The organism is Enterobacter cloacae complex sp. 302F9 (genome assembly GCF_050030335.1).
In the GTDB taxonomy this organism is placed as follows: Bacteria; Pseudomonadota; Gammaproteobacteria; order Enterobacterales; family Enterobacteriaceae; genus Enterobacter; species Enterobacter hormaechei_C.
In genome coordinates, this window is sequence record NZ_JBLGUC010000001.1 from 2,065,990 (window position 1) to 2,082,110 (window position 16,121).

Genomic DNA, 16,121 nt, shown 5'->3' on the forward strand with positions numbered 1-16,121 from the left:
ATAATGATGGTTCGGCACAGACGGCCATTTTGCGTACCATGGGTCGCCGCTGGCTAACTTCGCTCAGCTGTCGATGTTTCGTTTCGATGGATTGAATATACAAAACGTATTCTTATCATGCAATACGAAATGTATAATTGGTGGGTGGTTTTGTGATAACAAATTGTATTCTAAGGTGATTTATTTTTTTAAATACCAGTGCTACGCTTAAAAAAACAGCAGGAGGGATGTGCATGGTTCTGGATGAAGAGCGTATAAGCATGAAAATTCAGGCGATGGGGCGGGCGGTGATGGAATTGTCACTGGCTGATTTACCCATGACCCAGCAAAACATCATCGACAAGCTGAAGCAGTACCGGAAGGAAACAGGAAACGTGATAGGGAAGGGCGTGAACAGGGATGCGGATGAGATAGTGCGGAAAGGGCAATAAAAAAGCCCGCACGGGCGGGCAGGTAGTGTTGCGATAGTTATTGTTATCAGCTTCAGGCTGAATAGTTATCGGCAGAATGGCGGATAGCTTTATGGGGGGGCAATAAAAAACCCGGCGCGGTGGCCGGATTTGCTAAATTACTGACCTTTCTTAAGGTACAAGTTTAATAGGAAAAATATAGTTGGCATAGCAAGCGAGGCCAAGAGAACCCCGAGCATCCATACTTTTACATCTGCTATCTTGGTTTCCAAAGCGGAAAATTTAGCTTCAAAGTAGTCAACCGATGGTTTCTTAGATAGTGAAGCATCAAAATCCAGGCTCTTCTGTAAAAGTACAGCGGTGTCTCTTTTGGCGTCAGTAGAATCAGAAGATATTTTCCGGGTATCCTCTTTAATTCCTGCCATGCTGCTCTTGATGTGCGCAACTTCAGCTTCAAGAACTGCTAATCGCTTATCCATGTCGTCGCCTCCATCATCACTTGTTGTTTGAATGATCTCAGTATCATCCATCACAACCGATGTGACAATCCGTTTTTCTTTATCTGAAGCAGCAACAGAACAAGCTTTCATCAAGAGCGTTGCTTGGCTTGATGCTACAGAAGAAAATTCCAGCCCTACTGTAGATCCATTCTTATCAGAGTAAGCAATTACTAGCTTTCCCTCATCCAAAGATGATTGAGCTGCATTCATCAGCTTTTATTCCTCGAACATGCTTTTCAAGGACTGATAGAAATCGAAGGCCTTCTGTTTACTTAAAGTCACGGACGCAACCTTAGTGCGTTGCATTCCTGCCACTGCGATTTCGCCATTCATATGGCCGATGACTGGGGTGCTATTGAGAAAAACGAAGTTAAAAACTTCGTAGCCATTGTTATCCGTTCCGATGGTTACAACCCCATCAGCATTAGTTTCAATATAATTTTTGGACTCCAGTACATCATTGATATGTGTTAAGGCAACTTCTTGTTTATCGCTCACTTATGTTCTCCTGAACCAACAAAATAGGTAAAAATCTTTTCAAATTCATTAGATTAATTTGCATAAAATGCACAGGGAAAAGTTGGCTTACCAGCTATGCGTCGACCAGAACACCTTGCCGATCAGACCAGCCGCATCTTCGTCTCTACTGCAACCCCAATAATCCGGCAGTTACCATTAATCGGCACGAGTGGCCATTGCGGGTTAAGGCCCTTCAGGTACTTCTGCCCACCATCGATCACCAGCTTCTTAAATGTTGCCTCGTTCGAATCGGATAGCTTTGCTATTACCAGACTGCCATTTACCGCATCTCTACCTGTGTCGAAAAGTACATAGGTTCCTTCAGGTATGCTCAAGCCAGTAGGGGCTGTCATTGACTCGCCCTCAACGAGCAACCAGAACGCGTCACCCTGAATGTGAGCATTCGACTCAAGCCACAGATCTATATCTTTTAGGGTGTATGGCTCAACCGCTTCGCACCATGAACCAGCCTGGACACTGCTGATTACTGGATACTTGTTACCAGGATTGTAGGGGCCAGCGTACTCCACATCACCCTTAAGCGTGTCGTCAATGATCATACCGCCAGCTCCTACGGAGAAGTTCTTTTTGCCAAGGAACTGCAATATTTTTGCGATCTCGGAAAGGCTTGGCTCACGCCGAGCGTTCAGCCAATGACTTACCGCACCTTTAGTAATACCGAGGTGCTCCGCCAGCTGTTCCTGATTGATGCCCTGACTTTTCATCAGGGTCTTAGCTAAGTCGTACCATTTCATAGTCATACCCGAATGATACAAGTTGTATATATTTGCGCGAGCCACAATTCGTATATTTTACTTGCGAACAAAGAATACAAAACGTATATTTAAGTTGTTTAAAGGAGACCCGACATGAACAATATCCGAAAAATCCGCAGAAACATCGGTTTGACTCAGCGACAGATTGCCGAAGAGCTGAACCTGTCGACAGGTGCGGTTTGCCATTACGAAAAAAATAAACGCAGCTTAAGCCTTGAGCAGTGCCGGGCGATTGTTGCAGCTCTGAATAAGCATGGCGCTTCAGTAAGCGTTGATGACGTTTTTCCACCAATCAGCAACAACGCCGCCTAATTGGCGGCCCTAACCACGAAAGGGAAAGCAATGCATTCACTTGCGTATCAACAAGGTAACAAATTTTCGCCAACGGCGATGATTTACCAGAATCGCCGGGAACCTGATTCCACGGCGTTAAACATCGATGGGATCCGCGCAGCCGTACGCGCCTGGGCAGCTGACTGCCGCAGCCGTGAGTTCGTCGCAGCGCTCATTGTGGAAGAGTGGCGGGCTACCGGCGGCACCGGTCTGGATATCCCCGCTGACTCGCACCGCCAGATGCAGAAGGTATTCCGCTGGATCGACGGCGACACCGAATACGCCGCCAACAACATTCGCCAGCTGGCCCCGGCAATCATGTCCGTCCTGCCGCTGGAGTACCGCAACCGCCTGGCACCCCAGAATGACACGATGTCGCTGATCGCCTCTGCGATGAAAGAGTGTGCCGAAGCTAAGCAGGCCGTGCTGCTGGATGCTCCAGAGCATCAGAAGCTGAAAGAGGTAAGCGAGGGTATAGCGTCGCTGTTCCGCCTCATGCCGGAGCAGGTAGGCCCGCTGATGGCGATGGTCACGTCGATGCTGGGGGTTATGTGAGAGGCACCAGAAAAGAAAAAGCCCTTGAAGCGGTAACTTCAAAGGCCTTCCAAACACTGTGTTACGCCAAGTAACGGGAGTAAGTATGTCAAACACCGCTGAAATAATCAATTTCCCAAATAAAACCGAACAACCGGGAGGTCGTATGGCCGACCTGTCGAACGGGTATACCAAGGTCGCTAACGAGATCCAACAGCTTAAGCCTCGCCTGAGACTGTCAGGCCGGGAATGGCAATGTTTTGAGGCGGTGATCTGGCTTACCTACGGCTGGAACAAGAAACAGGACCGCGTGACAAATACGGTTATTGCTGAGCTTACGGGCCTGAGCGATACGCATGTATCTGACGCGCTTAAGTCTCTCGCAGAACGCAAAATCATCTTTTCACAGAAGCAGGGCATGATGAAAATCGTCGGTGTAAACACTGACCTTTCAGCCTGGATTTTAGACAAACCGGAAACGGGAAGAAAATTCCCGAAAACGGGAAAATCCTTCCCGAAATCAGGAATAACCTTCCCGAAAACGGTAGACACCCAATACAAGAACAAGAACAGTATTAAAAGATCTTCGTCCGAGAATTCTGACGAATCCTCTGACGCACGTCTGAAGAAATTTTTATCAGCTCATCCTGAAGCTGCGGTCTACACGCCATCCGGTGCGAAGTGGGGATCGGCTGAAGACCTCGAGATCGCTAAGTGGATTTCCTCCAGGGTGAGGCTGATTAACCCAACCTGCAAAGCCCCGGACATGACCTCCTGGTCTAACACCGTTCGCCTGATGCGCCAGATAGACAACCGGTCGCACCAGGACATCTGCGCGCTGTACGACTGGGCAAGCAAACACCACTTCTGGCAGACCAACATCCTGAGCCCGGAAAGCCTGCGTAAGCAGTGGGACAAACTGACAATGCAGCGCAATGCGGGTGGCGAGCAGCGCGCCGCTAAGCAGGATCTGGACTTCAACAACACTGACTGGGCCTATGGGGTGATCCGATGAAATCTCTTGCAGAGCAGATGCGTAACCACGATCGCGAGCAGATGAGCCGCATAGCCCATAACCTGCCAGAGCAGTACCAGGAGCGCGCGCCGGTCGAGCAGGTGGCTCAGGTATTCAACAAGCTGTTCAACGAGCTGCGCGCCGCGTTCCCGGCCAGCATGGCGAACTTCCGCAGTCAGGACGACCTGAACGAATTCCGCCGTCAGTGGCTGCTGGCGTTTCAGGAGAACGGGATCCACACCATGGCTCAGGTTGATGCCGGTATGCGCATTGCCCGCCGCCAGGAGCGCCCATTCCTGCCGTCGCCGGGCCAGTTCGTCGCCTGGTGCAAACAGAGTGGCGGGGTGCTGGGCATCACCGTTGACCAGGTGATCGCCGAGTACTGGGACTGGCGAAACCGTTCTTTCGAATTCACCTCCAGCGAGCAATTCCCCTGGTCGCAACCGGTCATGTACCACATCTGCGTTGAACTGCGCCACCGCAGCACAGAGCGCCAGTTAACGCATGGTGAGCTGGCACGCGAGGCGGGCGATCTGCTGGACATGTGGGAGAAGCGCGTCACCGAGGGTAAGCCAGTGCCGCCGGTACGCCGGGCAATTGCAGCACCGGCTGCCGAGCATGGTCCGACGCCGATCCAGCTGCTGCTGGCGAAGTACAACCGCAACAAGTCGAACGGGATGGTGTGACATGACCATAACAATCCGTGAGCAGGTTCTGGCAGCCCTGCGCAACAACCCAGGGCTGAACAACGCCAAGCTGGCAGCGCTTATAGGCATGGATACCAAAAAGATATCCGGCACGGTTAGCACTCTGCTGGCCGACGGCCTGATCAGCTGCGAAGGAAAATATGGCCAGCGCCTGTATAGCCTGACCAGTTACGGCATGCGCTTCGCCCCTGACACGATACCGGGCATGAAGCATGGCAAGTCGAAGTTAATTCAGCGGACAGATACAAACGTGATCTGCCAGGAATGCCGCAACAGCGCGGCTATGAAGAGAGTATTGATGGTTTGGGGGAGGGTAGGGGTATGAGCGTAAAACGTTATGAGTGGGTGGCCTGTGATGAGCATTCGTGCCATTGCGACGTGGTAGAGAGTGTCGATGGCGATATGGTCGATTACGAAGACTATGCCGCACTTGAAGCCAGATGCGCGGCGCTGGCTGCGGAGCTGAGTGCAGTTGAAGTCATTCACAACGAGGCAGTGTTCATCACAGATGAGCACTATGAGAAATGCCCGCCAGAAGTGCAGAAAATGATTCGTTCACTGGCTGTGATGCAGATTCCTGCGTACCAGGCTTTTCTGGCTGAAGTGCGGGCCAGCGCGGTCGATGACGTTTGCCTGAAAATTAGCAATGCAATTATTAATTGCTATCAGGACGAACAAATTGGGCTTGATGCAGCAGCAACTATCTGCGGTGACTTCACCGCCCAGCTTCGCAAAGGAGTGCAGTCATGAGCATTCTGGACATTCTAAACACTGGCCTCGCTCTGATGGGGTGGTTATTCATCATGTTCAAAACAGGCCAGTGGTTTATCTCCATTGCGCTAAAGCAGTGGGATAAGCGTAGAAAGCTATCTCGTAGACAGAAGGCAGTAAACGAATTTTACGATGCGTTTGACCTGTCCAGCATCGAACCAGGAACAACGGTGCGCCTGGCGACTAAAGGCGATCTGACAATCATGATGTATCGCACAGAAGGAGCCGCCCAATGAGCAACATCGACAAACATGCCGTCCAAGCAGTTGCCGATTTGAAAGCTGGTTACACCCTCGGTCACGCTGATGTGGCAATCCTGAACGAGCTGGCGCGTATCGCACTGGCATCGCTCGAAGCGGAGCCTGTGGCTTGGAGACACTTCCAGAAAACACCAACTTATGTCGGTTACTGGATATTAAATGATTACAAGCCCAACTGCTCAGGCGTTGAACCGCTCTACACCGCCCCGCCAGCGCCGGAGAGTGTGCCCGATGGCGTGCTTAAAAGCCTCTTACCGGATGCTGAGAAGTCCGAGTTCTGGTTTGAGCATGATGGAAAAATCTTGTTTGAAGGTGTGAAGTTTAACAATGCAGTGTTTGACGCCTGCCGCGCCGCCATGCTTCAGGGTGCAGATGGTACCCTCACCAATGAAGGTACCATACCAGTCACGCAATTTAAGCCGGTAGCAGACCTGTACGGCTTAACCTCACCAACTGGTGGTGAAACATCGTTCACTTTCGACGCTGTTGAAGCTTGTGATTTCATTGATGGCGGTTGGTCATGCCAGGAGTACGTGGAGCTTGAACGCTTTCAGGAGGCTGTGAGCGGCAACTCTCCGGTGATTCCGGATGGTTGGGTGATGGTGCCATTTGAGCCGACCTATCAGATGTGTAAGGCCATGGGGTTGCCCTGGGAGAGTCCTCGATTCCCGGATCTCTATAAGGCGATGCTCGCCGCCGTTAAAAAATAGTCGTAATTTCTGCTAAAGTTTGGGCAATATAACCAGCACAGTAATTAGGGAGTCATTTATGCACGAACTATTTGTGCTGGTTTTGAGCACCTGTGCCAGCCTCAGCAATATGTCAGGTTGTTCTTTGGAAGTGGTGAACTTGAACACCGAAAAAGAACCGGTGAATGTCTTTTACAGCAGGAAAGACTGTGAAGAGAGCATGAAGGGAATCATGCTAAATCATGCCCTATACCATGAAATATCAGGAAGAGAGCCATTTATGGCTAAATGCGAACAAATATTTATCTCACAAAGTTTAATGAAATAGTAGGTCGAATTAGACGCATGACAAAATTTTAAAGGAGATTAAATGGAAGATTACTTGGTTTTTGGTTTGGGTCATGAAGGGGATATCAAGCACGATGAAGCGGGTCTTGATAAAATAAGCGTGGTAACAAAAGCTGTAATGCGTTCTACCAATTCCAATGAACCAGTGGTCTACCCAATGACTCAGTTCAAAGAATTTAATGTTGTCAGACAGCAAGCGTATGATGGTGAATTCTACAACATAGCATTTGATGTTTTACCATCTCGCGATCGTGTCGATGCTGCAATCCGGAAATTTCACCCAAAGAAATCATCCACGGTTTAGTAACCTTTGATTTTCTGAAATCAACCCGCCATAATCATGTCATCGGAGCCTGAACAACTCCGGTGACTTCTGCGCATTTAAGGGGACTTAAATGCGACCACAATCTGAACTCCTCACCCTGTCACAGATGCTTAACGGCACCTGCGATTTTCTGCATTCTGCGGTTTCCGTTAAGGAGGCCGTATGAAACAGCACTACTGCATCGTTAACGACACCGTTAAAGACAATCTCATCGCGTACATTCGCTCCCTGCCGGTAAACCCTCGCGCGCCGATGGTGGTCGAGGCCCGGGAAGAGACGCGAACCGATAAGCAAAACCGTCTTATGTGGCCGCTGCTGAAGGACCTGTCTGACCAGGTTGTCTGGCACGGCGAAAAGCTGACCCGCGAGGAATGGAAGGACCTCATCACCGTTCTGGTGAATCAGACTCAGGACCAGGAGCAGAAATCCGCGCCGGGCATCAACGGTGGCCGCGTTTATTTCGGCGTCCGCACATCCAAATCCAGCAAGCGCTACATGGTCGACGTGATCGAGGCGATTTACTGGTTCGGAACCGACCGCGGCGTGAAGTTTTCCGAGGCATCCAGTAAGCGCATCGCTTGGGCGCAAGAGTGGAGGGATTCCCGTGGGTAATCCTCTCGCACGCGTCATCACAAACGAAATCTTCCGAGTTCCGGCGCGCCGCAAGCGTAAGGCCGCGGTTAACCCGTCCGACATCCCAACACTGAAGGGCTACACCGCCCGCCTGGTGGATCAGAAATGGCTGCGTCTCGCGGCACGGAGGAATCATGCGTAAACCATCCCGCCGTAAGTGCAAAGTATGCGGTGAATACTTCGTGCCGAAATTCCACGACATCCGGATCCGCTGGTGCTGCCCGGAGCACGGCGCAATCCTCGCGATGGAAGAACGCGAGAAGGAGAAGGTGAAAGCCGCTGCCAAGCGCATTAAGGAGCAGAAAGAGGCAGAGAAGGCCGGGCGCAAACGCCGCAAGGAACGCCTGGCAGAGCTACGGCCTGCCGGGTACTACAAGGCGCAGGCTCAGCAGGCATTCAACGCCTACATCCGCGCGCGTGATGCTGGTTTGCCATGCATCAGCTGCGGCGAGACCAATCCCCCGGATCTGCACGGCGGCCAGTGGGACTGCGGCCACTTCAAAACGGTCGGGGCTAACCCTGAACTGCGCTTTGAAGAGCGCAACGCCCATAAGCAGTGCAAATCCTGCAATGCCGGGGCTGGGAAGTACACCGCCAAAGAGGCTACGGTCACGCAGCAATACGAAGCTGGCCTGGTCGCTCGTTACGGGCAGGAGTATGTCGACTGGCTCAATGGCCCTCACGAAATGACCAACTACCGCCGGGAAGACTTCATCCGGATCCGCGATGAGTACCGCGCCAAGCTCAAAGAACTTAAGCAGCAGGTGGCCGCATGAACCACACCGACTTCCTCCGGTACCAGGCTGAAAGCGTTAAGCGCGCCAGCCTGCAACCAGTAGCAAAGCACAGCCAGAACCAGACTAAGACCAAACAGCCAGAGAGGGCCGCAGCGTGAATCTTGAAAACACCGTGAAATATCACTTCGCCAAATCGACGATGATCAGCGACTCCCCGCGCGCCACTGCATCGGATTCACTCACGGGCACAGATATCATGGCGGCGATGGGGATGACCCAGGAACGCGCCGCCATGGGGTATAGCGCATTTCTCGGAAAGATGGGGATCAGCAATAACGACCGGGAGAGGGCTATCGCGCTGCTGGCTGATTACGCGCTGACCATATGCGACAAGGTTGCTGCGCTGCGCAAGCTGGACGCCGGGATTAAGCCGCTGGTGATGCGCCAGCTCGCCGCCTTCGCCTTCGAGGATTATTCCCGCAGCGCCGCCAGCGTGAAGCAATGCGAATGCTGTAAGGGGCAGGGGTTCATTGAGGCTGACGTTTTTACGATGAAATCGCACTACACCATGAGGCTGCCGCAGTGGGCAAAAGACCTGAAGCAGTCGCCGGGTGATTTCGAGGTTAAGCGCCAGGTGAAAGAGGTGGTACGGGTGCTGTGCTCGACCTGCAACGGTAAGAAGGTTGTCAGCTGTGCCTGTAACGACTGCCGGGGACGCGGGACAGCATTGAACCAGAAGGAAACGAAGAAGCAGGGCGTGCCGGTGTTTGGTTCCTGCAAGCGTTGCAGCGGGCGTGGATATGAGCGTATCCCATCGACTGAAGCATATGCGGCCATTTGCGAGATATCATCCGCCATTACTCTGGACACCTGGAAAAAATCAGTGAAGCCCTTTTACGACCAGTTGATATCAAAATTCGACGTTGAAGAAGCTTGGGCCGAATCACAGCTGAGAGCGATAACACGATAAGGCTAAACAATTGTTCGCTATTTTATCGTGAGCTATTTACTTTTCCCGAATCTGTGTTAATTTTGTTCTAACGATGGGTTAATGCCTTCGTTTAAAGCCCTGCGGTTAACCCCGTGGGGCTTTTTCGTTTGTTTGCCCCAATAAAAACCCCGCATCATCACGGGGTTTGCTTTGCTAAATGTCTTTAATCTTATGATAGATGCTTATGGCACTGTGGTACATCAGCCTCATCTCGCTAAAATTTGACCCCTGAGATGTGTCAGTATTTTCACCCGCGCCGTAGACCGCCTCGATACAGTCTCCGATCTCTCTAATTGTTGCGGCTGGGTCATCTGAGTGTTTGATCATTAAAGCCAAAAGAAATGCCGACTTCTCATTCATTGGACCCATGGCTGAGAGCATCAGGTCAATCTTCTTCTCACGCATTTCTTTGTTGTAATTCTGTGGGTCAAGCATGCTGCTCATAAATACTTCTCCAGAGTTGTGAAAGTTATCATTGGTACTACGGAAGAGTTTTCATCACGTTAGCAATTTCCCTTCCTTCAAATCGTGAAGTCCAGCCGCAGGAGCCGCAATGGTAAGGAAAGTCATCGAACCCGCTACCGACTTGTTTAAGACAGTTGGGACAATAAACCGCGCTGATATACCCACCCGAGGGATTTTTTCTAAAGGCCGCACCCATGTGCTCGACAAACTCATCCTTTGCCCGGTAAGCCGCTACTTCCTTCGTAAGTTCTACGCACTTGGCCTTCGCCTCGGCAAGTTCTTCTATGGTGGCAGCATGGGCTTTTTGAAGTACGTCGATCTGCTCTCCAATGAAAGCGATGCGCTCGCGCAGGACCTCGTTACTCTGCACAGCAGAAAGCGCGCCGATCCCGTTTTTAAGGGACGCGATAAGTAATCCTACATCCATGGTTATTCCCTAATTGTCTGTGGAATAAACAATTTAGCAATTTCCTTTGCCTGTGGAAAGCTGGGAAACCACGCGCCGGGCGTGGATAAAAACCCCGGCATTAAAATTACTTTAGGCTGCCGATTGGCGGCCTTTTTTCTTTTTCAGGCTCCGGGAACCATCCTCGACATGCCTTGTTGTTAAATCGTCCCGAGGGCCTGAACCAACTACACACGGAATAAATATGTCTGAGACCTTCACTATCGTAGGCGTTGGTCTTACATCGTCATCAGTCGGTGTAACCTTTGCCACGCTGTTTCCGGAGGCGACTCCAGCAGTGATGCTCGGATCACTCGCCGGAACTGCGCTATACGTTCTGACCTCAGATCCCCATCAACTCTGGAAGCAGGCTATCTTTGCTCTGATATCGTTTATCAGTGGCGTGTTCTTCTCCGTTCCCATGGCGAAAATCATGGCCGGAATCATCAACACGCCGTTAAGTCTGATGAAGCCACCGGCCAGCATTGAGGTATCGCCAGCTGTCGGTGCAATTGTCACTGCTTCCATTTCCGTGGCAGTCCTGCTGCGTATTCTCCGCAAATCAAAAAGCGGTAAGATGCCTGGGCTGGGGGAGGAAGATAAATGACATGGCAGCTTCTTCTGATGGATGCAAACGCCATAGTTTGCCTGTTAATCATGGTCAGGCTGATGTTTTTCCGGAAAGAGGGAAAGCGTCATCGCCTGAGTGTCGCGGTGCTGGCCTATCTGGTCATCCTTGCCGCCGGATTCAACGCCTTCAATATTCTGCTCGGCCATTACGTACAGGTTAACCTCGGCGATCTGCTGCTTAACTCCGTCATCTGCATGGCGGTGTGGCTGGCGCGCGGGAACCTGGCGAAGGTCGTCATTACGGAATAGCCATGACCAAAGACGATATCTTTAACACCATCCTCGGCAAAGAGGGCGGTTATGTTGATCACCCGAATGATAAGGGCGGACCAACGAACTGGGGAATTACTCAGGCAACTGCCCGCGCGCATGGTTATACCGGGGATATGCGAAACCTTACACGTGAGCAGGCTCTGGCGATCCTTGAGTCTGATTACTGGTATGGCCCGCGCTTTGACCAGGTGGCAGAAGTTTCCCCTTCTATTGCCGCCGAACTTTGCGATACCGGTGTGAACATGGGGCCATCGGTGCAGGTTAAATGGTTCCAGCGCTGGCTGAACGTTTTCAATAACCAGCAGCAGCTCTATCCGGATCTGATCGCCGACGGGCAGATCGGCCCACGTAGTATCAGCGCGCTGAAGTCCTTCCTGGCGAAACGAGGCGGAGAAGGAGAAATCGTATTGCTTCGCGCACTGAACTGTAGCCAGGGCCAGCGTTATCTTGAGATAGCAGAACAGCGTCCGGCTAACGAATCATTCGTTTATGGCTGGATGCGCGAGCGGGTGAGCCTATGACGACACTCAAATCTGTACTGGCGGCAATCGGAGTTGCGATCCTGATGGTGCTTGGTGCGTTTGGTCTGGGCCGTTTTCGCGGGCGTGAACAGGCTGAAGAAAAAGCAGACCAACAACGCACAGAAGAAAAGGCCTCGGCCATTGAGTCAGCAGCCGAACGCCGGGTAGAAGCAACGAAAGAGGCCAGCAATGTACAGCAGAATGTTAACCGCATGCCTGATGACGATGTTGATCGCGAGCTGCGTGACACGTGGAAGCGTCCCGGTGGTGGTTGATACAGCCTGTGACTGGGTAAAGCCAATCTACCTTACTGATCACGACATTGATATTCTTGACCGCCAGACGAAACGCGACATCCTGGCTCATAACAAAGCGTGGCAGGCGAACTGCCAAAAAGAAACCAGAGCTTCGCAATAGCGGGTTTTATATCTTGAAATGTCAATTAGCTGAGATGTAAGATAGATGAAACATCGAGGAGAATATGACTAATCTTAAATGCCCATATTGTGGGAGCACTGATACAATAGTTCGTAAAGCGGGTGAATTAAATAAGCAGCTCAACACTGACCGCTTTACACAACATACGTCCGGAGTGATTTCAGCCGATCAAGTTCTAAAGTTAATCATGGCGATCCTGACGACTGGAATTGCTTTATTCGGATTTCTCAAGGCTAGAGAGAAAAGAAAGGAAGAAGAGGCTAAAAATAACGCCAGTATTCTTTTATGCAAATCATGCAACAAATGGGAAAAAATCTGATTTTTGCTGACTCGTTTTAATGATTCTTAGGTTCATGCCGCCTGAGGGCGGTTTTTGTTGCCACAAACAATGGATATCCCCTGACCTGCCCCCACGATTAGATACAACACTCAGTTAGTAACGTCGGAATCTTCATTCTCAGAATGACCCTTTCTCCAGCCCGCTGCAAATTCAGACGGTGTCTGATAATTCAGCGTGGAGTGCGGGCGGCATTCGTTATAATCCTGCCGCCAGTCATTAATAATTTTCCTGGCATGAACGATATCGCTGAACCAGTGCTCATTCAAACATTCATCGCGAAATCGTCCGTTAAAGCTCTCAATAAATCCGTTCTGCGTTGGCTTGCCCGGCTGGATTAAGCGCAACTCAACACCATGCTCAAAGGCCCATTGATCCAGTGCACGGCAAGTGAACTCCGGCCCCTGGTCAGTTCTTATCGTCGCCGGATAGCCTCGAAACAGTGCAATGCTGTCCAGAATACGCGTGACCTGAACGCCTGAAATCCCAAAGGCAACAGTGACCGTCAGGCATTCCTTTGTGAAATCATCGACGCAGGTAAGACACTTGATCCTGCGACCGGTGGAAAGTGCGTCCATGACGAAATCCATCGACCAGGTCAGATTGGGCGCCGCCGGACGGAGCAGCGGCAGACGTTCTGTTGCCAGCCCTTTACGACGTCTTCTGCGTTTTACGCCCAGGCCACTGAGGTGATAAAGCCGGTACACGCGCTTATGATTAACATGAAGCCCTTCACGGCGCAGCAACTGCCAAATACGACGGTAGCCAAAACGCCTGCGCTCCAGTGCCAGCTCAGTGATGCGCCCTGATAAATGCGCATCAGCAGCCGGACGGTGAGCCTCATAGCGGCAGGTCGACAGGGATAAACCTGTAAGCCTGCAGGCACGACGTTGCGACAGACCGGTCGCATCACACATCAACATCACGGCTTCCCGCTTCTGGTCTGTCGTCAGTACTTTCGCCCAAGAGCCACCTGAAGCGCCTCTTTATCCAGCATGGCTTCGGCAAGCAGCTTCTTGAGTCTGGCGTTCTCTTCCTCAAGCGACTTCAGGCGCTTAACTTCAGGCACCTCCATACCGCCATACTTCTTACGCCAGATGTAAAACGTGGCATCGGAAATGGCATGCTTGCGGCAGAGTTCACGGGCGGGTACCCCAGCTTCGGCTTCGCGGAGAATACTGATGATCTGTTCGTCGGAAAAACGCTTCTTCATGGGGATGTCCTCATGTGGCTTATGAAGACATTACTAACATCGGGGTGTACTAATCAACGGGGAGCAGGTCAGTGCGCCAGTGTCATCGCCTGTGAAGGCAGTAACGATTTCTTCAGAGGTTCTATCCTCAACGATTGGCATAAGGTCGCCGTTAACCAAGCCAGCGTAAATTTTCACGTTCCCCATCAGCACCTCACATAGGTATTAAAATGGCACTCACCGACAAGCAAGAGATGTTTTGTCGCGAGTACCTCATCGATTTAAACGCCACGCAAGCGGCTATTCGGGCGGGGTACAGCGCTAAGACAGCTAACCGCACCGCGTCCGAAAACCTGTCAAAACCTGACATCCAGTCCAGAATTGCCGAACTTAAAGCCCAACGCAATGATCTGGTTGGCATAAATGCGACATACGTCCTAAATCGTCTCGTTGAGATAGACCAGATGGACGTGCTCGACATCCTCAAAGACGACATGAGTCTGAAGCCAGTAAGCGAGTGGCCTTTATCCTGGCGAAGATATTTGAGCGGCTTCGATGTGGCTGAGATGTTTGAAGGCCGTGGGGAGGAGCGTGAGATGGTCGGGCTTCTCAAGAAAATTAAGTGGCCGGATAAAGTCAAAAACCTCGAATTGCTCGGGAAGCACATAGATGTGATGGCTTTCAAAGAGCAGGCCACTCATGAGCATACAGGCAAGAACGGTGGGCCAATCGAAATGGCTACACTGACCAAAGAAGAGTATAAGGCTGCCCGGCGGGAGATGTTGGAGGATGACGACTGCTGAGCAAAAGGCTTACGCCCGCAAGATTGAGTGCGAAGAAGACGGGCTTTACTACGCTCGATACTTCTTTAAGCAGCGCACCGGCGGCAAGATGATTGTCGCGCCTCACCACAAGGTGATTCAGCAAACGCTGGATCGCGTCATTGATGGTGAGATTCAGCGCCTGATCATCAACGTCCCGCCTGGGTACACGAAGACGGAATTGGCGACCATCAATATGATGGGACGAGGGCTGGCGCTGAACTGCCGGGCCCGTTTCATGCACCTGTCCTATTCGCATAACCTGGCGCTGCTGAACTCATCCACAGCGCGCGGCATGATTAAGTCGCAGGCATACCAATCCATGTGGCCGATGGCGCTGCGCGATGACGCTGACAGCAAGGCCATGTGGTGGACTGAGCACGGCGGCGGCGTTTACGCGTCGTCAGCAGCTGGACAGGTTACCGGTTTTCGTGCTGGCCATATGGAACCGGGCTGGCAGGGCGCGCTGATTATCGATGACCCGGTTAAGCCGGACGACGCTTACTCTGAGATCGTCCGCGACGGCGTTAACAACCGCTTTAACGAGACAATCAAATCACGTCTGGCTATTGAGACGACGCCGATGATTGTCATCATGCAGCGCATTCACTACCACGACCTGAGCGGCTATCTGCTGCGGGGCGGTAGTGGTGAGAAATGGCATCACCTGAATCTGCCGGTGATTATCGACAATAGTCAGCCATACGCAGCGCAGTACCCTGAAAACTCACACGCTATACCGATTGACCATGGCTTACCTGACGGCTGGCTGTGGCCTTTTAAGCATAATGAATCGCATCGTGTATCGCTGTTCTCGCACCGGCGCACCGCAGAAGCCCAGTACATGCAAAAGCCTCGCAGGTTTAATGCAGAAGGCGCTCTGTGGACAGAGGCGATGATCAGCGCGGCACGCGAACTGCAAATTCATCACGATAAGGTTCGCACTGTCGTAGCCATTGACCCGCAGGCAACAAACAGCGACGAAAGCGATGAAACAGGTATTGTCGCTGCCAGCTCATATGGTGCTGGTGATAAAAAGCAGTTCTCTGTGGATGGCGATTACAGCGGTAAATTTTCACCTGCTGGATGGGCCAAGAAAGCCATATCGGCTTATGAGCAACACGAAGCTGACGCGATAGTTATTGAGACGAACCAGGGCGGAGATATGGCGGAGGAGACACTACGCAACGCCGGGTTCAAGGGTCGCATCATTCGTGTCCATGCCAGCAAAGGTAAGTATGCCCGCGCGGAGCCGATATCGGCGCTCTACGAACAGGGGCGAGTGGCAAATCACGGCAATCTCTACGTATTGGAGAACCAGCTGATGGAATACATCCCCGCCACCGCGAAGAAATCACCTGACCGCCTCGATGCGATGGTTTACGCACTGACTGAACTGAATGGATCGCAACCTGTGGGGATGATGATTCCGAAACGCCTTCGCTAACCAA

General features: G+C 51.6%; 30 protein-coding genes. 24 read left to right on the top strand and 6 right to left on the bottom strand.

Annotation, left to right across the window (positions count from 1 at the left end):
• Nucleotides 1-233 precede the first annotated feature (233 nt).
• Nucleotides 234-431: a hypothetical protein gene (locus tag ACQG0T_RS09965; RefSeq protein ID WP_047721652.1), complete on the top strand. Its 198-nt coding sequence runs from the start codon at nucleotides 234-236 to the stop codon at nucleotides 429-431.
• Between the two features lie 137 nt (nucleotides 432-568).
• On the opposite strand, the gene ACQG0T_RS09970 is transcribed toward ACQG0T_RS09965, so the two are convergent.
• From ACQG0T_RS09970 to ACQG0T_RS09980, 3 genes are all read right to left on the bottom strand, one after another.
• The gene (locus tag ACQG0T_RS09970; RefSeq protein WP_022650970.1) at nucleotides 569-1,120 is read right to left on the bottom strand and encodes a hypothetical protein; all 552 of its coding nucleotides are present in this window, start codon (nucleotides 1,118-1,120) and stop codon (nucleotides 569-571) included.
• A gap of 6 nt (nucleotides 1,121-1,126) precedes the next feature.
• A complete protein-coding gene (locus tag ACQG0T_RS09975) occupies nucleotides 1,127-1,408 on the bottom strand; it encodes a hypothetical protein (RefSeq protein WP_045345364.1) in 282 nt (93 codons plus the stop codon).
• Between the two features lie 122 nt (nucleotides 1,409-1,530).
• Nucleotides 1,531-2,190, bottom strand: coding sequence for a LexA family protein (locus ACQG0T_RS09980; RefSeq protein WP_058663706.1), 660 nt, complete (start codon nucleotides 2,188-2,190; stop codon nucleotides 1,531-1,533).
• A gap of 108 nt (nucleotides 2,191-2,298) precedes the next feature.
• Between ACQG0T_RS09980 and ACQG0T_RS09985 the strand changes: the two genes are divergently transcribed.
• From ACQG0T_RS09985 to ACQG0T_RS10055, 15 genes are all read left to right on the top strand, one after another.
• A complete protein-coding gene (locus ACQG0T_RS09985) occupies nucleotides 2,299-2,517 on the top strand; it encodes a helix-turn-helix transcriptional regulator (protein ID WP_022650973.1) in 219 nt (72 codons plus the stop codon).
• Nucleotides 2,518-2,547: 30 nt separating this feature from the next.
• Nucleotides 2,548-3,093 carry a toxin YdaT family protein gene (locus tag ACQG0T_RS09990; RefSeq protein ID WP_214601555.1) on the top strand — a complete coding sequence of 182 codons (546 nt, stop codon included), beginning with the start codon at nucleotides 2,548-2,550 and terminating at the stop codon, nucleotides 3,091-3,093.
• An 85-nt stretch (nucleotides 3,094-3,178) separates the two neighbouring features.
• Nucleotides 3,179-4,087, top strand: a complete 909-nt coding sequence (locus ACQG0T_RS09995; RefSeq protein ID WP_148369429.1) for a replication protein — start codon at nucleotides 3,179-3,181, stop codon at nucleotides 4,085-4,087.
• Nucleotides 4,084-4,773 carry a replication protein P gene (locus ACQG0T_RS10000; RefSeq protein ID WP_426723781.1) on the top strand — a complete coding sequence of 230 codons (690 nt, stop codon included), beginning with the start codon at nucleotides 4,084-4,086 and terminating at the stop codon, nucleotides 4,771-4,773. The genes ACQG0T_RS09995 and ACQG0T_RS10000 overlap by 4 nt, the downstream gene beginning before the upstream one ends.
• A 1-nt stretch (nucleotide 4,774) precedes the next feature.
• Nucleotides 4,775-5,119, top strand: coding sequence for a winged helix-turn-helix transcriptional regulator (locus ACQG0T_RS10005; RefSeq protein WP_257437892.1), 345 nt, complete (start codon nucleotides 4,775-4,777; stop codon nucleotides 5,117-5,119).
• Nucleotides 5,116-5,544 (top strand): hypothetical protein, encoded by a 429-nt coding sequence (locus tag ACQG0T_RS10010; RefSeq protein WP_074173980.1) that lies wholly within the window; start codon nucleotides 5,116-5,118, stop codon nucleotides 5,542-5,544. The genes ACQG0T_RS10005 and ACQG0T_RS10010 overlap by 4 nt, the downstream gene beginning before the upstream one ends.
• Entirely contained in the window at nucleotides 5,541-5,801 is a 261-nt protein-coding gene (locus tag ACQG0T_RS10015; protein WP_053263734.1) for a DUF4752 family protein, read from the top strand. The genes ACQG0T_RS10010 and ACQG0T_RS10015 overlap by 4 nt, the downstream gene beginning before the upstream one ends.
• Nucleotides 5,798-6,535, top strand: a complete 738-nt coding sequence (locus ACQG0T_RS10020; RefSeq protein WP_201745266.1) for a hypothetical protein — start codon at nucleotides 5,798-5,800, stop codon at nucleotides 6,533-6,535. The genes ACQG0T_RS10015 and ACQG0T_RS10020 overlap by 4 nt, the downstream gene beginning before the upstream one ends.
• 58 nt (nucleotides 6,536-6,593) lie before the next feature.
• Nucleotides 6,594-6,842, top strand: coding sequence for a hypothetical protein (locus ACQG0T_RS10025; protein WP_231620436.1), 249 nt, complete (start codon nucleotides 6,594-6,596; stop codon nucleotides 6,840-6,842).
• Nucleotides 6,843-6,884: 42 nt separating this feature from the next.
• A complete protein-coding gene (locus ACQG0T_RS10030) occupies nucleotides 6,885-7,166 on the top strand; it encodes a hypothetical protein (protein ID WP_059291148.1) in 282 nt (93 codons plus the stop codon).
• 183 nt (nucleotides 7,167-7,349) lie between these two features.
• Nucleotides 7,350-7,799 (top strand): recombination protein NinB, encoded by a 450-nt coding sequence (locus ACQG0T_RS10035; protein WP_332950993.1) that lies wholly within the window; start codon nucleotides 7,350-7,352, stop codon nucleotides 7,797-7,799.
• A complete protein-coding gene (locus ACQG0T_RS10040) occupies nucleotides 7,792-7,962 on the top strand; it encodes a NinE family protein (protein WP_332950992.1) in 171 nt (56 codons plus the stop codon). The genes ACQG0T_RS10035 and ACQG0T_RS10040 overlap by 8 nt, the downstream gene beginning before the upstream one ends.
• Nucleotides 7,955-8,596 carry a recombination protein NinG gene (locus ACQG0T_RS10045; protein WP_332950991.1) on the top strand — a complete coding sequence of 214 codons (642 nt, stop codon included), beginning with the start codon at nucleotides 7,955-7,957 and terminating at the stop codon, nucleotides 8,594-8,596. The genes ACQG0T_RS10040 and ACQG0T_RS10045 overlap by 8 nt, the downstream gene beginning before the upstream one ends.
• Complete coding sequence (locus ACQG0T_RS10050; protein WP_317457705.1) at nucleotides 8,593-8,715, top strand: hypothetical protein; 123 nt, start codon at nucleotides 8,593-8,595, stop codon at nucleotides 8,713-8,715. The genes ACQG0T_RS10045 and ACQG0T_RS10050 overlap by 4 nt, the downstream gene beginning before the upstream one ends.
• Entirely contained in the window at nucleotides 8,712-9,527 is an 816-nt protein-coding gene (locus ACQG0T_RS10055) for an antitermination protein (protein ID WP_332950990.1), read from the top strand. Before ACQG0T_RS10050 ends, ACQG0T_RS10055 begins: the two co-directional genes overlap by 4 nt.
• A 174-nt stretch (nucleotides 9,528-9,701) precedes the next feature.
• Here the strand turns inward: ACQG0T_RS10055 and ACQG0T_RS10060 are convergent, their stop codons facing one another.
• Together ACQG0T_RS10060 and ACQG0T_RS10065 are read right to left on the bottom strand one after the other, a co-directional pair.
• The gene (locus tag ACQG0T_RS10060) at nucleotides 9,702-9,992 is read right to left on the bottom strand and encodes a hypothetical protein (protein WP_047345198.1); all 291 of its coding nucleotides are present in this window, start codon (nucleotides 9,990-9,992) and stop codon (nucleotides 9,702-9,704) included.
• 37 nt (nucleotides 9,993-10,029) lie between these two features.
• Nucleotides 10,030-10,440: a hypothetical protein gene (locus ACQG0T_RS10065; protein WP_317457709.1), complete on the bottom strand. Its 411-nt coding sequence runs from the start codon at nucleotides 10,438-10,440 to the stop codon at nucleotides 10,030-10,032.
• A 223-nt stretch (nucleotides 10,441-10,663) separates the two neighbouring features.
• Between ACQG0T_RS10065 and ACQG0T_RS10070 the strand changes: the two genes are divergently transcribed.
• From ACQG0T_RS10070 to ACQG0T_RS10095, 6 genes are all read left to right on the top strand, one after another.
• The gene (locus ACQG0T_RS10070) at nucleotides 10,664-11,065 is read left to right on the top strand and encodes a putative holin (RefSeq protein ID WP_001514183.1); all 402 of its coding nucleotides are present in this window, start codon (nucleotides 10,664-10,666) and stop codon (nucleotides 11,063-11,065) included.
• Nucleotides 11,062-11,337 (top strand): phage holin family protein, encoded by a 276-nt coding sequence (locus tag ACQG0T_RS10075; protein WP_001514184.1) that lies wholly within the window; start codon nucleotides 11,062-11,064, stop codon nucleotides 11,335-11,337. The genes ACQG0T_RS10070 and ACQG0T_RS10075 overlap by 4 nt, the downstream gene beginning before the upstream one ends.
• A gap of 2 nt (nucleotides 11,338-11,339) precedes the next feature.
• Nucleotides 11,340-11,882, top strand: a complete 543-nt coding sequence (locus tag ACQG0T_RS10080; RefSeq protein WP_063405389.1) for a glycoside hydrolase family 108 protein — start codon at nucleotides 11,340-11,342, stop codon at nucleotides 11,880-11,882.
• Nucleotides 11,879-12,157 carry a hypothetical protein gene (locus ACQG0T_RS10085; RefSeq protein ID WP_193149712.1) on the top strand — a complete coding sequence of 93 codons (279 nt, stop codon included), beginning with the start codon at nucleotides 11,879-11,881 and terminating at the stop codon, nucleotides 12,155-12,157. Before ACQG0T_RS10080 ends, ACQG0T_RS10085 begins: the two co-directional genes overlap by 4 nt.
• Nucleotides 12,108-12,299: a hypothetical protein gene (locus ACQG0T_RS10090; RefSeq protein WP_063405385.1), complete on the top strand. Its 192-nt coding sequence runs from the start codon at nucleotides 12,108-12,110 to the stop codon at nucleotides 12,297-12,299. Before ACQG0T_RS10085 ends, ACQG0T_RS10090 begins: the two co-directional genes overlap by 50 nt.
• 64 nt (nucleotides 12,300-12,363) lie before the next feature.
• Nucleotides 12,364-12,639, top strand: coding sequence for a hypothetical protein (locus ACQG0T_RS10095; protein ID WP_025760468.1), 276 nt, complete (start codon nucleotides 12,364-12,366; stop codon nucleotides 12,637-12,639).
• Between the two features lie 110 nt (nucleotides 12,640-12,749).
• On the opposite strand, the gene ACQG0T_RS10100 is transcribed toward ACQG0T_RS10095, so the two are convergent.
• A protein-coding gene (locus ACQG0T_RS10100) for an IS3-like element ISSen4 family transposase (RefSeq protein WP_096147877.1) occupies nucleotides 12,750-13,870 on the bottom strand; the annotation gives its coding sequence in 2 pieces (ribosomal slippage) (nucleotides 12,750-13,612 and nucleotides 13,612-13,870; 1,122 coding nt in all).
• Nucleotides 13,871-14,079: 209 nt separating this feature from the next.
• Between ACQG0T_RS10100 and ACQG0T_RS10105 the strand changes: the two genes are divergently transcribed.
• Entirely contained in the window at nucleotides 14,080-14,652 is a 573-nt protein-coding gene (locus tag ACQG0T_RS10105) for a terminase small subunit (RefSeq protein WP_059347650.1), read from the top strand.
• Nucleotides 14,639-16,117, top strand: coding sequence for a DNA-packaging protein (locus ACQG0T_RS10110; RefSeq protein WP_332950989.1), 1,479 nt, complete (start codon nucleotides 14,639-14,641; stop codon nucleotides 16,115-16,117). Before ACQG0T_RS10105 ends, ACQG0T_RS10110 begins: the two co-directional genes overlap by 14 nt.
• The last annotated feature ends 4 nt before the right edge of the window (nucleotides 16,118-16,121 follow it).

What these genes read in the sequence shown, in the direction of transcription:
- ACQG0T_RS09965 (WP_047721652.1), top strand. Translation starts at nt 234, where the DNA reads ATGGTTCTGGATGAAGAGCGTATAAGCATGAAAATTCAGGCGATGGGG.
- ACQG0T_RS09970 (WP_022650970.1), bottom strand. Translation starts at nt 1,120, where the DNA reads ATGAATGCAGCTCAATCATCTTTGGATGAGGGAAAGCTAGTAATTGCT.
- ACQG0T_RS09980 (WP_058663706.1), bottom strand. Translation starts at nt 2,190, where the DNA reads ATGACTATGAAATGGTACGACTTAGCTAAGACCCTGATGAAAAGTCAG.
- ACQG0T_RS09985 (WP_022650973.1), top strand. Translation starts at nt 2,299, where the DNA reads ATGAACAATATCCGAAAAATCCGCAGAAACATCGGTTTGACTCAGCGA.
- ACQG0T_RS09990 (WP_214601555.1), top strand. Translation starts at nt 2,548, where the DNA reads ATGCATTCACTTGCGTATCAACAAGGTAACAAATTTTCGCCAACGGCG.
- ACQG0T_RS09995 (WP_148369429.1), top strand. Translation starts at nt 3,179, where the DNA reads ATGTCAAACACCGCTGAAATAATCAATTTCCCAAATAAAACCGAACAA.
- ACQG0T_RS10000 (WP_426723781.1), top strand. Translation starts at nt 4,084, where the DNA reads ATGAAATCTCTTGCAGAGCAGATGCGTAACCACGATCGCGAGCAGATG.
- ACQG0T_RS10005 (WP_257437892.1), top strand. Translation starts at nt 4,775, where the DNA reads ATGACCATAACAATCCGTGAGCAGGTTCTGGCAGCCCTGCGCAACAAC.
- ACQG0T_RS10010 (WP_074173980.1), top strand. Translation starts at nt 5,116, where the DNA reads ATGAGCGTAAAACGTTATGAGTGGGTGGCCTGTGATGAGCATTCGTGC.
- ACQG0T_RS10015 (WP_053263734.1), top strand. Translation starts at nt 5,541, where the DNA reads ATGAGCATTCTGGACATTCTAAACACTGGCCTCGCTCTGATGGGGTGG.
- ACQG0T_RS10020 (WP_201745266.1), top strand. Translation starts at nt 5,798, where the DNA reads ATGAGCAACATCGACAAACATGCCGTCCAAGCAGTTGCCGATTTGAAA.
- ACQG0T_RS10025 (WP_231620436.1), top strand. Translation starts at nt 6,594, where the DNA reads ATGCACGAACTATTTGTGCTGGTTTTGAGCACCTGTGCCAGCCTCAGC.
- ACQG0T_RS10030 (WP_059291148.1), top strand. Translation starts at nt 6,885, where the DNA reads ATGGAAGATTACTTGGTTTTTGGTTTGGGTCATGAAGGGGATATCAAG.
- ACQG0T_RS10035 (WP_332950993.1), top strand. Translation starts at nt 7,350, where the DNA reads ATGAAACAGCACTACTGCATCGTTAACGACACCGTTAAAGACAATCTC.
- ACQG0T_RS10045 (WP_332950991.1), top strand. Translation starts at nt 7,955, where the DNA reads ATGCGTAAACCATCCCGCCGTAAGTGCAAAGTATGCGGTGAATACTTC.
- ACQG0T_RS10050 (WP_317457705.1), top strand. Translation starts at nt 8,593, where the DNA reads ATGAACCACACCGACTTCCTCCGGTACCAGGCTGAAAGCGTTAAGCGC.
- ACQG0T_RS10060 (WP_047345198.1), bottom strand. Translation starts at nt 9,992, where the DNA reads ATGAGCAGCATGCTTGACCCACAGAATTACAACAAAGAAATGCGTGAG.
- ACQG0T_RS10065 (WP_317457709.1), bottom strand. Translation starts at nt 10,440, where the DNA reads ATGGATGTAGGATTACTTATCGCGTCCCTTAAAAACGGGATCGGCGCG.
- ACQG0T_RS10070 (WP_001514183.1), top strand. Translation starts at nt 10,664, where the DNA reads ATGTCTGAGACCTTCACTATCGTAGGCGTTGGTCTTACATCGTCATCA.
- ACQG0T_RS10075 (WP_001514184.1), top strand. Translation starts at nt 11,062, where the DNA reads ATGACATGGCAGCTTCTTCTGATGGATGCAAACGCCATAGTTTGCCTG.
- ACQG0T_RS10080 (WP_063405389.1), top strand. Translation starts at nt 11,340, where the DNA reads ATGACCAAAGACGATATCTTTAACACCATCCTCGGCAAAGAGGGCGGT.
- ACQG0T_RS10085 (WP_193149712.1), top strand. Translation starts at nt 11,879, where the DNA reads ATGACGACACTCAAATCTGTACTGGCGGCAATCGGAGTTGCGATCCTG.
- ACQG0T_RS10090 (WP_063405385.1), top strand. Translation starts at nt 12,108, where the DNA reads ATGTTGATCGCGAGCTGCGTGACACGTGGAAGCGTCCCGGTGGTGGTT.
- ACQG0T_RS10095 (WP_025760468.1), top strand. Translation starts at nt 12,364, where the DNA reads ATGACTAATCTTAAATGCCCATATTGTGGGAGCACTGATACAATAGTT.
- ACQG0T_RS10105 (WP_059347650.1), top strand. Translation starts at nt 14,080, where the DNA reads ATGGCACTCACCGACAAGCAAGAGATGTTTTGTCGCGAGTACCTCATC.
- ACQG0T_RS10110 (WP_332950989.1), top strand. Translation starts at nt 14,639, where the DNA reads ATGACGACTGCTGAGCAAAAGGCTTACGCCCGCAAGATTGAGTGCGAA.